At 66.7% G+C, this 12,773-nt stretch carries 13 protein-coding genes and 1 pseudogene; 7 read left to right on the forward strand and 7 right to left on the reverse strand.

The features are described from left to right. The first annotated feature begins 142 nt into the window (after positions 1 to 142). A complete protein-coding gene (locus OS124_RS0109265; RefSeq protein WP_010139257.1) occupies positions 143 to 562 on the forward strand; it encodes an ester cyclase in 420 nt (139 codons plus the stop codon). Between the two features lie 98 nt (positions 563 to 660). On the opposite strand, the gene OS124_RS0109270 is transcribed toward OS124_RS0109265, so the two are convergent. Further along, complete coding sequence (locus OS124_RS0109270) at positions 661 to 1,236, reverse strand: YceI family protein (RefSeq protein WP_010139258.1); 576 nt, start codon at positions 1,234 to 1,236, stop codon at positions 661 to 663. 517 nt (positions 1,237 to 1,753) lie between these two features. Between OS124_RS0109270 and rpsF the strand changes: the two genes are divergently transcribed. From rpsF to rplI, 3 genes are read left to right on the forward strand one after another with little or no spacing between them, the layout of a single operon-like run. Then, entirely contained in the window at positions 1,754 to 2,110 is a 357-nt protein-coding gene (rpsF, locus tag OS124_RS0109275; protein WP_010139259.1) for a 30S ribosomal protein S6, read from the forward strand. Positions 2,111 to 2,136: 26 nt separating this feature from the next. Further along, positions 2,137 to 2,364, forward strand: a complete 228-nt coding sequence (gene rpsR, locus OS124_RS0109280) for a 30S ribosomal protein S18 (protein ID WP_010139260.1) — start codon at positions 2,137 to 2,139, stop codon at positions 2,362 to 2,364. A gap of 12 nt (positions 2,365 to 2,376) precedes the next feature. Beyond that, entirely contained in the window at positions 2,377 to 2,976 is a 600-nt protein-coding gene (rplI, locus tag OS124_RS0109285; RefSeq protein WP_010139261.1) for a 50S ribosomal protein L9, read from the forward strand. Between the two features lie 53 nt (positions 2,977 to 3,029). Here the strand turns inward: rplI and OS124_RS27975 are convergent, their stop codons facing one another. Next, entirely contained in the window at positions 3,030 to 3,155 is a 126-nt protein-coding gene (locus tag OS124_RS27975) for a hypothetical protein (protein ID WP_237708097.1), read from the reverse strand. Between the two features lie 325 nt (positions 3,156 to 3,480). Beyond that, positions 3,481 to 3,951: pseudogene (locus OS124_RS27985) on the reverse strand (cupin domain-containing protein); the annotation flags it as partial. A 97-nt stretch (positions 3,952 to 4,048) separates the two neighbouring features. Between OS124_RS27985 and OS124_RS0109300 the strand changes: the two are divergent. Beyond that, on the forward strand, positions 4,049 to 4,807 hold the full coding sequence (locus OS124_RS0109300) for an SDR family NAD(P)-dependent oxidoreductase (RefSeq protein ID WP_010139266.1): 759 nt from the start codon (positions 4,049 to 4,051) through the stop codon (positions 4,805 to 4,807). Between the two features lie 37 nt (positions 4,808 to 4,844). On the opposite strand, the gene OS124_RS0109305 is transcribed toward OS124_RS0109300, so the two are convergent. Next, positions 4,845 to 6,128 carry an aspartate aminotransferase family protein gene (locus OS124_RS0109305; RefSeq protein WP_010139268.1) on the reverse strand — a complete coding sequence of 428 codons (1,284 nt, stop codon included), beginning with the start codon at positions 6,126 to 6,128 and terminating at the stop codon, positions 4,845 to 4,847. A 143-nt stretch (positions 6,129 to 6,271) separates the two neighbouring features. Here OS124_RS0109305 and OS124_RS0109310 point away from each other — a divergent pair, with 143 nt between their 5' ends. Further along, positions 6,272 to 6,751, forward strand: coding sequence for an Lrp/AsnC family transcriptional regulator (locus OS124_RS0109310; RefSeq protein WP_010139269.1), 480 nt, complete (start codon positions 6,272 to 6,274; stop codon positions 6,749 to 6,751). Here the strand turns inward: OS124_RS0109310 and OS124_RS0109315 are convergent, their stop codons facing one another. The 3 genes from OS124_RS0109315 to OS124_RS0109325 form a co-directional block, all read right to left on the reverse strand. Beyond that, complete coding sequence (locus tag OS124_RS0109315) at positions 6,752 to 7,564, reverse strand: glycosyltransferase (RefSeq protein WP_010139270.1); 813 nt, start codon at positions 7,562 to 7,564, stop codon at positions 6,752 to 6,754. 137 nt (positions 7,565 to 7,701) lie between these two features. After that, positions 7,702 to 9,030: a trigger factor gene (gene tig / locus OS124_RS0109320; protein WP_010139271.1), complete on the reverse strand. Its 1,329-nt coding sequence runs from the start codon at positions 9,028 to 9,030 to the stop codon at positions 7,702 to 7,704. Between the two features lie 195 nt (positions 9,031 to 9,225). Then, a complete protein-coding gene (locus OS124_RS0109325) occupies positions 9,226 to 10,209 on the reverse strand; it encodes a type IV pili methyl-accepting chemotaxis transducer N-terminal domain-containing protein (protein WP_029375314.1) in 984 nt (327 codons plus the stop codon). 415 nt (positions 10,210 to 10,624) lie between these two features. On the opposite strand from OS124_RS0109325, the gene OS124_RS0109330 reads away from it, so the two are divergent. Continuing rightward, entirely contained in the window at positions 10,625 to 12,460 is a 1,836-nt protein-coding gene (locus tag OS124_RS0109330) for an ABC transporter ATP-binding protein (protein ID WP_010139273.1), read from the forward strand. Positions 12,461 to 12,773 lie beyond the last annotated feature (313 nt).

Consider the following 12,773-nt stretch of genomic DNA (forward strand, 5'->3'; position numbering starts at 1 on the left):
CACTGGCAGCTTACCGCCACCCCACGCTGATCCACGCCCCGAGCGACCCCGGAGGGCGCCCCCAACCCGGAGGGCGCCCTTCTGCTGTCCGCCTTGCACCCGGCCCCGTCATGGCTAGGCTGCCCCGAAGGAAAGGACGCCCATGACCGAGAAGCCCCCCTTCACCGCCTCAGAGATCACCGCCGCCTACCGCGCCTATATCGATTGCCTCAATCGCCGCGACTGGGACGCCCTGCCCGACCACGTCGCCGCCGAGGTCCACCACAATGACCGCCCCTTCGGCCTGCCGGGCTATCGCGCCATGCTCGAGAGCGATGTCCGCGCCATCCCCGACCTCGCTTTCAACATCGCCCGCCTCGCCTGCGAGCCGCCCCTGATCGCCGCCGGCCTCGCCTTCGACTGCACGCCTGTCGGCGCGCTCTTCGGGCTGCCGGTCAACGGTCGCCGGGTGCAGTTCACCGAGAACGTCTTCTATCACTATGCCCCCGGCCCCGACGGTGCGCCCCGCATCCACAGGGTCTGGTCGGTGATCGACCAGGCCGCCCTTGCCGCACAGCTCTGAGCACGCCGGACACCGGAACACAAAAAGGGCCGCCCAGAAGGACGGCCCCGAAATCTTCCGCGGATAGGACTGCATCCGCCGGGAAGGTTTGGACAGGCTTACTCGGCCTGCATCGCCTCGATCGAGATGGTCACCTCGACCTCGTCGCTGACGTAGGGGGCAAACATGCCCATGTCGAAGTCCGAGCGCAGCACGGTGGCGGTGGCATCGAAGCCGGCCCACTGCTTGCCTTCCATCGGGTGCTCGCCCAGCTGGTTCAGCTTGGCATCCAGCACGACTTCCTTGGTGATGCCGTTGATGGTCAGATCGCCGGTGATCAGGCCGGTGTCCTCGCCGGTCACCTCGATGGCGGTCGAGACGAAGGAGACGGTGTCATTGGCCTCGGCGCCGAAGAAATCCTCGGTCAGGAAATGCGTGGTCCGGGCATCGATGCCGGTCAGCAGCGAGGCCGCAGGGAAGGCAACTTCGACCGAAGAATTCGCCGGCTCGTCGGCGTCGAACTGGATCGTGCCGTCAAAGCCCGAGAACATGCCGAAGCCGGTCGAGAAGCCGAGGTGGTTGTACTGGAAGACAATCTGGGTGTGGGTGTTGTCGAGCGTGTAGGTCACCGGGGCGGCAAGGGCGCCGGCGGCGGAAGCAAGGGTCAGGGCGGAGCCGAGAAGCAGGGATTTCATTGCAGTTGATCCTCTTTCAGGGGATGCGTTCAAAGATGTCCCAGATGTCGCTGCGCTGCCGCATCAACGCAATTCCGTATCCCCCAACACCTGCTGTGGATCTGCGAACATCGCGCCCGCGCGAAATCGCCGATCCGCACGCCGACATCGGCGCAATGTCTCCGGCGGGAGTATTTTCAGCCTGGTGATGATGCAGGTTTCGCCCTCCGGGCGACCGACTTTCGATCCCGGGAGCGTGCACGCCCTCACGGCGAAAGGCCGGCGCCTCTCCGGGCACTGTCCCGCTTGCCCATCACCGGGCTGAAAATACCTCCGGGGGGAGGCTCCGCAGGAGACGGGGGGCAGCGCCCCCTCCCCTTCGCCGCACCGCGGCCACCGCGCTTGCCAACCCCATCGATCCCCTGTAAGGGAGGGCCTCCTTCCGCAAGGATATCTTGAACCGCGCAGACTCTCGTGGAGGGGTCGCGGAAGGGCAGACCCTCCTATGAAATGCGCCTCGACAGAAACAGGAGTGCACATGCCGCTTTACGAGCATGTCTTCATCTCGCGCCAGGACCTTTCCAACGCGCAGGCCGAAGGTCTCATCGAACATTTCGGCGCCATTCTCTCGGACAACGGCGGCAAGCTGGTTGACCACGAGTACTGGGGCGTCAAGACGATGGCCTACAAGATCAACAAGAACCGCAAGGGCCACTACGCCTTCCTGCGCACCGACGCCCCGTCGGAAGCCGTGCAGGAAATGGAGCGCCTGATGCGTCTGCATGACGACGTGATGCGCGTCCTGACCATCAAGGTCGACGAGCACGCCGAGGGCCCCTCGGTCCAGATGCAGAAACGTGACGAGCGCGACGACCGTCGCCGCGAACGTCGCTGATCTCAGCCCAGGAAAGGACATAAATCATGGCCGCAAAACCGTTTTTCCGCCGCCGCAAGGTCTGCCCCTTCTCGGGTGAGAACGCGCCGAAGATCGACTACAAGGACACCCGTCTGCTGCAGCGCTACGTTTCCGAGCGCGGCAAGATCGTGCCCTCGCGCATCACCGCCGTCTCCGCCAAGAAGCAGCGTGAACTGGCCCGCGCCATCAAGCGCGCGCGCTTCCTCGCCCTGCTCCCCTACGCCGTGAAGTAAGGAGCAAAGCACATGCAAGTCATCCTTCTCGAACGCGTCGCCAAGCTCGGCCAGATGGGCGATGTCGTCAACGTCAAGCCCGGCTACGCCCGTAACTACCTGCTGCTGCAGGGCAAGGCGCTGACCGCCTCCAAGGAGAACATCGCCCAGTTCGAAGCCCAGAAGGCTCAGCTGGAAGCGAACAACCTGGAGACCAAGAAAGAAGCCGAAGCCCTGGGCGAGAAGCTCGACGGTCAGAAGTTCGTCCTGATTCGCGCCGCTTCCGACGGCGGCAACCTCTACGGCTCCGTCACTCCGCGCGACGTCTCGATCGTCGCCACCGAGAACGGCTTCACCGTCGAGCGCAAGCAGGTCATCATTCCGCAGCCCATCAAGGAACTGGGCCTGCACACCGCCGTGGTGCACCTGCACCCGGAAGTGGAAGTGGAAGTGATCCTGAACGTCGCCCGCTCGCCCGAAGAGGCCGAGATCCAGGCTGCCGGCAAGTCCATCCAGGAGCTGGCCGCCGAGGAAGAGGCTGCTGCCGAGTTCGAGATCGCCGAGCTGTTCGACGATATCGGCTCCGCCGCCTCTGACGACGAGGGCGACCGCCCCGCCTCCGAAGAAGACTGATCGTCTTCCGCGAAGCTCAGTCATGAAGCCGCGCCCTTCGGGGCGCGGCTTTTTCATGTCCGCCCGCGGGCCCTTTCGGCTGTCGCCCGGCGCGCATAGGCCCCCGGCGCCACGCCTACCTGACGACTGAAGGCCACGCTGAAGGCGCTGGCAGAGCCGTAGCCGACCCGCCGGGCCACCTCGGCCAGGGACAGGCGCCGCCCCGGCCCAGCAGGTCCTTGGCCAGCGCCATGCGCCAGCCCAGCAGGTAGTCCATCGGCGCCACGCCGAGCGCCCGCCCGAAATGCTCGAAGAAGGCCGAGCGTGACATGCCGGCCCGCCGCGCCAACTCTGCCACCGTCCAGCCCTGCGCCGGATCCCCATGCAGCGCGCGCAGCGCCGCACCAAGGCGCGGATCCAGCAGCCCGCGCAGCAGCCCCGGCGGCGCCCCGGCCCCGCCCCGCAGCGCAGCGCCTCGATCAGCAGCACTTCCAGCAGCCGCGTCAGCACCAGCTCGCGCGCGACCCGCTCGGCCCGCGTCTCCTCGTGGATCATCCGCACCAGTGCCGTCAGCCGCGCCTCGCCCTGCACATGGATCACCTCGGGCAGCAACGAGACCAGCACCCCGCTGTCCGGCGTGGCGAAGTCGCAATGCCCGACCAGCATCTCGACCTCGGGCGTGCCCCCGGGCAGGCCAAGGCGGAAATGGCCGGGGCTGGTCTCCATCCGCGCCGGCGGCGCCCCGGGAGGCGGCGGGTCCAGGCTGGTCGAAGCGAAGTCGTGGATCGCTGGCACCAGCACGAAGTCCCCGGGCCCGATGATGCGCGGCGGTTGTCCGTGGATCGTCAGCCGGATCTGCCCCGCGATCATCGCGCAGTAGAACGGTCGACCGACCTCACCTCGCTCGACCCGCCAGCGGCCGCGCCCGCTGACCAGCTTCGACACCGAGGGCAGCGGCTTCAGCAGGGTGACCACCTCTGTAAGCGGATCGGACATGCTTTGGATCTTCTCTAATCACTCCCGGACCTCTGATGATAGAAGATCCGGCCCCCGGCGTCTATCTGCGAGGCATCACCCCAAACGGAGACCCCAAATGTCCAAAGTTCTCATCACCGGCTGCTCCACGGGCTTCGGCCTAGCCACGGCGCAGCACTTCCTCGATCAGGGCTGGGACGTCGTCGCCACGATGCGCGACCCCGCCGCCAGCACCCTGCCCGCCTCGGATCGGTTGACCGTTCTGGCGCTGGATGTCACCGATGCGGTCAGCATCGAGGCCGCCCTTGCCGATGCCGGGCCGCTGGATGCGCTGGTCAACAACGCCGGCCTCGGCATGCTGAACGCCATCGAGGGCGTCTCGGTCGAGAAGATCCGCGAGGTCGTCGAGACCAACCTGATCGGTCCGATCGCCCTGATCCGTGCCGCCATGCCCGGATTCCGCGCCCGGGGCGGCGGCGTGGTGGTCAATGTCAGCTCATCGGTCACCGTCGCGCCGCTGCCCGCGCTCTCGGTCTACACCGGCTCGAAGACCGGGCTGAACGGCTTCACAGAAAGCTTTGCCCTCGAGGCCGCGCCGCAGGGCGTGCGCACCCGCCTCGTGCTGCCCGGCGCCGCGCCCTCGACCGACTTCGGCAAGAACGCCATGGCCCGCATCGGCCTCGACATCCCCGCGCCCTACGAGGACTTCGTGAGGGGCCATCTCGCCAAGCTGCAGGCCAGCACCGAGGTCACCCTGGCCGAGGATGTCGCAAGGGCCGTCTGGCGCGCGGTCACCGACCCTTCGGCGCCGATGCGCATTCCCGCCGGGGCCGATGCGGTCACCGCCTTCAGGGACGCCGGCTGGCCGGTCGAGTGATGCCGGACGGAGGCGCCAGGGCGGCGCCTCCGCCACTTCAGACGGCTTCCGACAGTGCCGCGTCGAAGATCGCCAGCGCCGTGTCCAGCTCGTCCTCGCTGACCGTCAGCGGCGGCGCGATGCGGAAGACCGACGACAGACCCGGCAGCGCCGCGATGTTCATCGACAGGCCTTCGCGGGCGCAGATCGCCATGACGCGATTGCCATAGGCCTCATCCGGGCGCTTGCTGCCGCGCTCCGCAACAACCTCGACGCCCAGCAACAGGCCCCGCCCGCGCACATCGCCGACCTTCTCGTGTTTCTCCAGCAGCCGGTCCAGCCCGGTGCGGAAATGCGCCCCCAGCCTTGCCGCACGACCCGGCAGATCGTCGCGCCGCGCGATCTCCAGCACCTTGCAGCCGATGGCGGCGGGCAGCGGGTCGGCGACATGGGTGGTGTAGAACAGGAAACCGCGCTCATGGGCCTCGGCCTCGATCTCGGCCGAGGTCATCACCGCCGAGAGCGGCAGCCCCGCGCCGAGCGTCTTCGACAGCGTCAGGATATCGGGCACCACCCCATCGCGTTCGAAGGCGAACATCAACCCGGTGCGCCCTATCCCGGTCTGCGCCTCGTCGAGGATCAGCAGCATGCCGCGCTCGGCGCATTTCTGTTTCAGCGCACCCAGGTAGCCCTCGGGCAGGTCGATGATGCCGCCGGTCGACAGGATCGGCTCGGCGATGAAGGCGGCCAGGTTGCCGGTCGACATGGCGTCGATCTGGGCAAAGGCATCGTCCAGCTCGACCCGCCAGTCGAGCATGATGCCGGGGAACCGCGGACGGAAGGCATTGGGCACGGGGATCGAGAAATTCCCCGGCGTGACAGGCCCATAGCCCTTGCGCCCGGCGGAATAGGTGGCCGCCACGGCGCTGCCAGTCATGCCGTGCCAGCTTTGGGCGAAGCTGACCACCTCGTGTCGGCCAGTCACCAGCTTGGCTAGCCGGATCGCCGCATCGTTGGATTCACCCCCCGTGGTCAGCAGCAGCGTGCGGTCCAGCCCCTGCGGCGTCACCTCGGCCAGCCCCTCGGCCAGTTCCAGCACCGGCGCGCTCAGCATGCCCGAATGCAGGTGACACACCCGGTAGGCCCATTCGTGGATCACGGCGCTGATCTCGGGATGCGAGTGGCCCAGAACGGCGCTCATCTGGCCGCTGGTGAAGTCCAGGATCTGCTGGCCGCTGGCCGAGATCACATGGGTGCCGCGCGCCGCGACGATCTCATGTTCGAAAAAATGCGCGCCGTAGCGCAGCAGGGTGGCATCGGCACGGGCAAGGAAATTCGACATCGGTCTCTCCGGTTGGCTCTGGCGAAAGCCTAAGAGATCCCGCGGCGGGATTTTCCTGAAGTATGACCGCATTGCCGGAAGTTCTTCCAAACATCGCGCTTCTACGACATTTTTTCTCACGATTCCCCACTTAGGAGAGAGATATGCTCGACCATCGTGACAAGCGCCTGCTTGCCCTGCTGCAACGGGATTCGCGCCGAACCAATGCCGAGCTGGCCGAGGATGTCGGCCTGTCGCTCTCGGCCTGCGCCAAGCGGGTGGCGCGGCTCTGGTCCGAGGGGTTCCTGCTGCGCGCCCCCGCGCTGATCGACCGCCGCCGCTTCCGACGCCCGGTCACGGCGGCAGTCATGGTCACCCTGACCGCGCCCAAGGCCAGCGTCAGCCAGGACTTCGCCCGCCGTATCACCGCCTGCCCGCAGGTCGCCCAATGCCATGCAGTGACCGGCGAATTCGACTTCCTGCTGGTGGTGCAGGAACGGTCGATCGAGGCCTACCACGACTTCGCTCAGGAGGTTTTCGGGGAATGGCCGCAGGTTGCCTCCTACCGCACCAACTTCCTGCTGCGCAGCTACAAGAACGACACCGCCCTGCCCGACTTTTGCCTATCGAAAAGTGCCGAGTGATCAGCCCTGCTTGCGCGCGTGTTGGTCCGCGATGAAGGCACGCAGCAACGGGAAGCGGTCGCGCATCTGGCGCCGATGCACCGGCTTCAAGGGTTTCGAGCGGTCGTATTTCCCCGCGCTGTCATTGTCGGCATGGATCGTGCGCAGGTAGTGGAACTGCATGTCGTTGATCACCAGAGAGGGATGATTCCACGCCAGTTTCTTGTGCGAAATCAGGTAGATGTTCTGCCTTGAGGCGACGGGCGCCAGCAGCGCCAGACCCTGGTTGTTATAGGGGCTTTCGCGCAGGTAGAAGTTCAGGCTGCCGTCTTCCTCGATCACCATGGACACCCCACGGGAGTGGCTGAAGAACATGTAGTCGCGGGCCGGTGTCGGGCGGGCCAGCGCAAGCCGCGCGCTCTGACCCAGGTCAGCAAGGAAGTCCTTGGCCAGCGCGTCGTCGTCGTCCAGAACCACTTCCAGCGCATGGCTGTCGGGGCGCTCCGCCATGATCCCCTGACGGATCTGGCGGAAGATGTCGCCGGCCACGCCGGGACCACGGGCATGGACCGAGCCCCTGTCGCCCAGCGTATCCCCGACGGCCTCGCGCAACAGTGCCAGGTGGTCGGCGGGCAGGTCCTCGCTGGTCAGCAGGGCAAAGTGGAAGTTGCCGTCGCTCTGGTCCGCCAGAGAGGCCAGGGCCAGGCTGCGGAACAGGCGGAAACGCTCGGCCAGGCGGTCGGCGTCGAAGAGCACCGCCTTGTCCCGGCTGGCCTCGGATCGCCAGCCCGACTGGCCGAAGTAGGCATAGCGCATTTCCACGATGGGCAGCATGAGACGTCCTCCTGCGGCGCGCGACGGCGCCTGTCCCGCGCAGGTTCCCCTGCCCACCGGCGCCTGTCAACGGCCTGTCGCACAAAGAAAAAGGGCCGCCCATGGGGCGACCCTTCGCTGTCGGTATCAGGCGAAGATCACTCTTCGTCCAGTGCCTCGACGGCTTTTTGCAGATCGTCCTTGGAGACCTCTTTCTCGGAGACATCGGCCAGCTCGACGATGTAGTCGACGACCTTGTCTTCGAAGATCGGGGCACGCAGCTGCTGCTGCATCTGCGGGTTTTGCTGAACGAACTCGAAGAACTGGCGTTCCTGGCCCGGGTACTGGCGCGCCTGGTTCATGACCGCCTGGGTCATTTCCTGGTCGGTCACTTGCACTTCGGCCTTCTGGCCCAGTTCGGCCAGCAGCAGGCCCAGCTTCACGCGACGCTCGGCCAGCTTGTTGTGCTCGTCGGTCGGCTCGATCTTGTCGTGGTCATGGCCGTGGTGGTCGGGGTTTTCCTCGTGCCACAGCTGGTGCGCGATCTGGTTGGCCTCGGCTTCGACCAGGCTCGGCGGCAGCTCGAAGGAGACCTTCTCGTCCAGCACGTCCAGCAGCTTGCGCTTCATGACGGCACGGGCGGCACCGGCGTATTCGGCTTCCAGGCGCTCGGCGATCTGGCCCTTCAGGGCCGCCAGGTCCTCGGCGCCGAACTTCTTGGCCAGCTCGTCGTCGATCTCGGCCGCCTTGGGGGCCTTCACTTCCTTGATCTTGCACTCGAAGACCGCGGCCTTGCCGGCCAGGTTGGCGGCGCCGTATTCCTCGGGGAAGTTGACTTCGACGTTCTTCTCGTCGCCGGCCTTGGTGCCTTTGAGCTGGTCCTCGAAACCGGGGATGAACGAGTTGGAGCCCAGCACCAGCGGGTAGTCTTCCGCCGCGCCGCCGTCGAAGGCCTCGCCGTCGATCTTGCCGAGGAAGTCGATGACCACCTGGTCACCCTCTTCCGCGGCGCCGTCCTTGGCTTCGAAGTCCTGGGCGGTCTCGGCCAGGTTGGCCAGGGCCTCGTCCACGGCCTCGTCACTGGCCTTGGCGACCAGCTTCTCGAGCGAGACAGACTTCAGATCGACTTCGGGGATCTCGGGCAGCTTTTCATAGGCCATCTCGACGACGACATCGTCGCCCTCTTTCCAGGTCTCGCCGTCAACCATGTTGACCGAAGGCTGCATGGCGGGCTTGTCGCCGCTTTCCTCGAAATGGGCGTTCATGGCGCCGTCGACGGCTTCCTGCATGGCTTCGCCCAGCACGCGCGGGCCGAACTGCTTCTTCAGCAGCGCCATGGGCACCTTGCCTTTGCGGAAGCCTTTCATCTCGACCTCGGGCTGCGCCTCGGCCAGCTTCTCGTTCACCTTGCTGTCCAGCTCGGCGGCGGTCAGGGTGATGGTGTAGCCGCGTTTCAGCCCCTCGTTCAGGGTCTCGGTGACCTGCATTGTCGCTCGTCCTTCCATACCGGGGCCGTATCCTTCGCACGGCCATCGAAATCAGACGCTCTTCTATGAGCAGGCCTGCGCCGTTGCAAGCTATAAGGGCGCCGAAAACCGCCACCAGCGCGGGTTTCTGCGCCCTTTTCGGACCCGAGAGGCGACCGCCCCGGTTCCGGAGCAGCACGAAGCCCCGCAACGGGGTCATACCTCTTCGTAAAGCGCCACGGCAGCGTTCATCTCGTTCAGGACGACCTCTCCGTGATAGAGCAGTTGCGACAGCAGGGCCGTATCCGCCTGGGCGCCTGATGCGATCTGCTTCAGGTGGGGTTCCATCCAGTCCCAGACCGCCTGGACAAGTTCCAGCTGCATGTCGACCTCGAAGGTGGGGGGCGCGATGATGCCGTCCCACGCATTGCCGACCCGCAACTTGTAGAGGCTGGTGCCGAAAAGGGCGATGGTGCCCTGAAGGGCCTTGCGGTCGCCGTCCGGGTCGAAGCCCCGACCGATCATGCAGGCCTCTTTCAGGGCCTTCATGATCAGCATCCGCTGTCGCCCGGCGACATTGATCGCCGTGGCCAGCTCTGGCGCGATCAGCCCCTCGCCATAGACGGTTTCCATCTGGCCGACGGCGTCGTTCATCGTCTTCAGCACCGCCGGGTTGCGCGCGTGAATGACCCGCAGCGCCTTGGCATCCCCCTCCAGGACGTAGCTTTCCACAGCCAGGCCGTAACCGCGCCACAGCATGTCGACGGCCGCCAGCGCATCCAGCATCTCCATGGTCTGTTCGACGGGCAGGCCCTGCCCCTCGTCGCCGAAACGCAGCCCTTCGTGAGTGCGCGAGAACAGCGCATGGGCGCTGCGCGCCCGTTCACGGGCACTGTCGGCCTGCACCCCCGCCTCGGCCATGCAGGTCAGCATCGCCATGCGCTGCGACAGCATCCGCTGCCGTCCCGCCAGGTTGATCTTGCGCTTGGCAGCCTCCGCGCCCACGAGCGTGGCCGCCTGCGACAGCGCCGGCGCCAGTCCTGGCGGCAGCGAAAGCGGCAGGGCGAGCAGGCAGGTCAGCAGAACGCGGCACAGGAACGGCAGCCCGGGCCCGCCCGTGGAGCCTCGCCGTCCCAGGCCGGAGGTGCGCGGCGACACCTGCGCGCGCCCGCGTCCGATCATCCATCTGAAATCTCGCATCCGTGCATCCCTGCCAGGGCCGGATCCTGCCAATCCGGGCCGCGGATCCGGGTCTCGTCCCGCGCAGGAAACCCCAGGGAAGTGGAGATTCAGTTAAGTTGCGCCCGACCGAAGGGCCACAGGCGCAAGACATTTTCATGAAAAAGGCCTTGCAAGGGGTGACGGAGCCGCGTCATCGCCCTAAACCCTGCCTCACGTGACGAGACTGGAGATTCGCAAGATGGATGTAAACCGTACCAACGATCCGCAATAAGCGTCGATCCGGTACGGGTGGGCGCGTGCCCCGCCTCTCTTGCCTTCCTTTCCTTCCCAGCCTTGCCGAAGCCCCCCCACAGGCCGGCGTCCGTTCACCGCCCCCAATTCCCCGGCGCCCCGCTTGCGTCAGCGCCCCAATTCCTTTCGCGGATGTACTGTCATGTTCCGTTTCTTCGAGCACCTCGTCGACCCTTTCCAGCCCTTCAAGGCCGAGACCCCTCCCACCCGGCTGATGCCCTACATGTGGTCGCAGCTGCGCACGCTTGGCGGCTGGCTGCCGCTGATGGCCTTCACCTCTCTGCTGGTCGCGCTTGGCGAAAGCCTGCTGTTCTTCTACGCCGGGCGCATCGTCGACCTGATGACCGGCGCCGGGCCCGATGGCTTCTGGACCCAGCACGGCCGCGAGACCCTGCTGGTCGCCCTTGCCCTGCTGCTGCTGCGCCCCGGGCTGATCGGCATCAACCACCTGCTGCTGGAACAGACCCTTGTGGGCACGCTGAACGTCCAGTCGCAGTGGCGGGCGCATAAGCACCTGCTGGGCCAGTCGATGTCCTTCTTCCAGAACGATTTCGCCGGGCGGCTGTCGAACCGGGTCATGCAGATGGGCCCGGCGACCGAGGATTCGGCCTATATCTTCCTCGAGGCCATCTGGTTCTCGGCGGTCTACATCGTCGGCGCCACCGTGGTGGTCAGCCAGATCAATCCCTGGCTGGCGCTGCTGCTGGCCAGCTGGCTGCTGCTCTATATCCTCTACATGCAGTACCTCGTGCGCCGGATCACCCTGGCGGCCGAGAAATGGTCCGATGGCCGCTCCGCCGTCACCGGTCGCGTCGTAGACGCCTATGCCAACATCGAGGCCGTGAAGCTCTTCGCCGGCACCCACGCCGAAGAGACCTATGCCCTCTCGGCCTTCAAGCGGCTGCGCCTGCGCGTCCACCGCTTCCTGCGGCTGGCGACCGAGATGCAGGTCGTGCTGAACCTGCTGAACGGCTACCTGATGGTCTCTGTCGGCGGGCTTGCGGTCTATTTCTGGTCGCAGGGCCGGCTGAGCGTGGGCGAGGTCACGGCGGCCATTGCCCTGACCATGCGGCTGAACGGCATGTCGGGGTGGATCCTCTGGGTCACCATCCGGCTGTTCGAGCACTTCGGGGTGATCCGCGAGGGGCTGCGCTCGATCGCCGTGGCCCATTCGGTGACCGATGTCCCCGACGCCCCTGCCCTGGTCAGGGGGCCCGGAGAGATCCGTTTCGAGGACATCAGCCACCACTACGGCAAGGGCCGGGGCGGGCTGGATCATGTCGGCCTGACCATCGCCCCGGGCGAGAAGGTCGGGCTGGTCGGCCCCTCGGGCGCGGGCAAGTCGACGCTGATCTCGCTGCTGCTGCGCTTCCGCGACGTGGAACAGGGCCGCATCCTGATCGACGGCCAGGATATCGGCGCGGTGACGCAGGAAAGCCTGCGCCATGCCATCGGCGTGGTCAGCCAGGACAGCTCGCTTCTGCACCGCTCGATCCGCGCCAACCTGCTCTATGCCCGTCCCGACGCCAGCGAAGAGATGATGGTGGCCGCCGCGCAGAAGGCCGAGGCGCATGACTTCATCCTCGGGCTGGAAGACCGCGAGGGGCGCACCGGCTACAGCGCCCAGGTCGGCGAGCGTGGCGTGCGCCTGTCGGGCGGCCAGCGCCAGCGGATCGCCATTGCCCGGATGATCCTGAAGGATGCGCCCATCGTGATCCTGGACGAGGCCACCTCGGCACTCGACAGCGAGGTCGAGGCCGCCATCCAGCGCTCGCTGCACGCGGCGATGGAGGGCAAGACGGTGATCGCCATCGCGCACCGCCTCTCGACCCTGGCCGAGATGGACCGGATCGTGGTCATGCAGGAGGGGCGCATCGTCGAGGACGGCTCTCATGCCGAATTGCTGCGCCGCGAGGGCCTCTATGCCCGGCTCTGGACACGGCAGTCGGGTGGCTTCCTCGCCGACAGCGAGGCCTGACCCCACGACGGCGGATCGGCCCGTCCGATCCGCCGTCGTCAGGCTGCGGGGGCCCTGCGCCACGGCCTGTCAGCGCTGCCCCCGGCACGAAGATCCCTCATGGCACCGCCACGGGGAGGCGACCGGCCTGCGCACCCGTTCCCGGGCGCCTTGCTGACCGTCCGTGCCTGCACCTGCCGGCGCCCTGCCGACAGGCGGCAGGCAGACCTGCCGGGCGCCGAATCATCCGCGTCCCTGACGGCCCGAGCCCCCTGTGCCAGGGCCCTCCCCGTGCCGCCGTACTGGCGTTCAGGCAAGCCGCCGCCCTCGGGCC

The organism is Oceanicola sp. S124 (genome assembly GCF_000220565.1).
In the GTDB taxonomy this organism is placed as follows: Bacteria; Pseudomonadota; Alphaproteobacteria; order Rhodobacterales; family Rhodobacteraceae; genus Pseudooceanicola.

Coding starts and splice junctions, on each gene's coding strand:
- OS124_RS0109265 (WP_010139257.1), top strand. CDS start 143: ATGACCGAGAAGCCCCCCTTCACCGCCTCAGAGATCACCGCCGCCTAC.
- OS124_RS0109270 (WP_010139258.1), bottom strand. CDS start 1,236: ATGAAATCCCTGCTTCTCGGCTCCGCCCTGACCCTTGCTTCCGCCGCC.
- rpsF (WP_010139259.1), top strand. CDS start 1,754: ATGCCGCTTTACGAGCATGTCTTCATCTCGCGCCAGGACCTTTCCAAC.
- rpsR (WP_010139260.1), top strand. CDS start 2,137: ATGGCCGCAAAACCGTTTTTCCGCCGCCGCAAGGTCTGCCCCTTCTCG.
- rplI (WP_010139261.1), top strand. CDS start 2,377: ATGCAAGTCATCCTTCTCGAACGCGTCGCCAAGCTCGGCCAGATGGGC.
- OS124_RS0109300 (WP_010139266.1), top strand. CDS start 4,049: ATGTCCAAAGTTCTCATCACCGGCTGCTCCACGGGCTTCGGCCTAGCC.
- OS124_RS0109305 (WP_010139268.1), bottom strand. CDS start 6,128: ATGTCGAATTTCCTTGCCCGTGCCGATGCCACCCTGCTGCGCTACGGC.
- OS124_RS0109310 (WP_010139269.1), top strand. CDS start 6,272: ATGCTCGACCATCGTGACAAGCGCCTGCTTGCCCTGCTGCAACGGGAT.
- OS124_RS0109315 (WP_010139270.1), bottom strand. CDS start 7,564: ATGCTGCCCATCGTGGAAATGCGCTATGCCTACTTCGGCCAGTCGGGC.
- tig (WP_010139271.1), bottom strand. CDS start 9,030: ATGCAGGTCACCGAGACCCTGAACGAGGGGCTGAAACGCGGCTACACC.
- OS124_RS0109325 (WP_029375314.1), bottom strand. CDS start 10,209: ATGCGAGATTTCAGATGGATGATCGGACGCGGGCGCGCGCAGGTGTCG.
- OS124_RS0109330 (WP_010139273.1), top strand. CDS start 10,625: ATGTTCCGTTTCTTCGAGCACCTCGTCGACCCTTTCCAGCCCTTCAAG.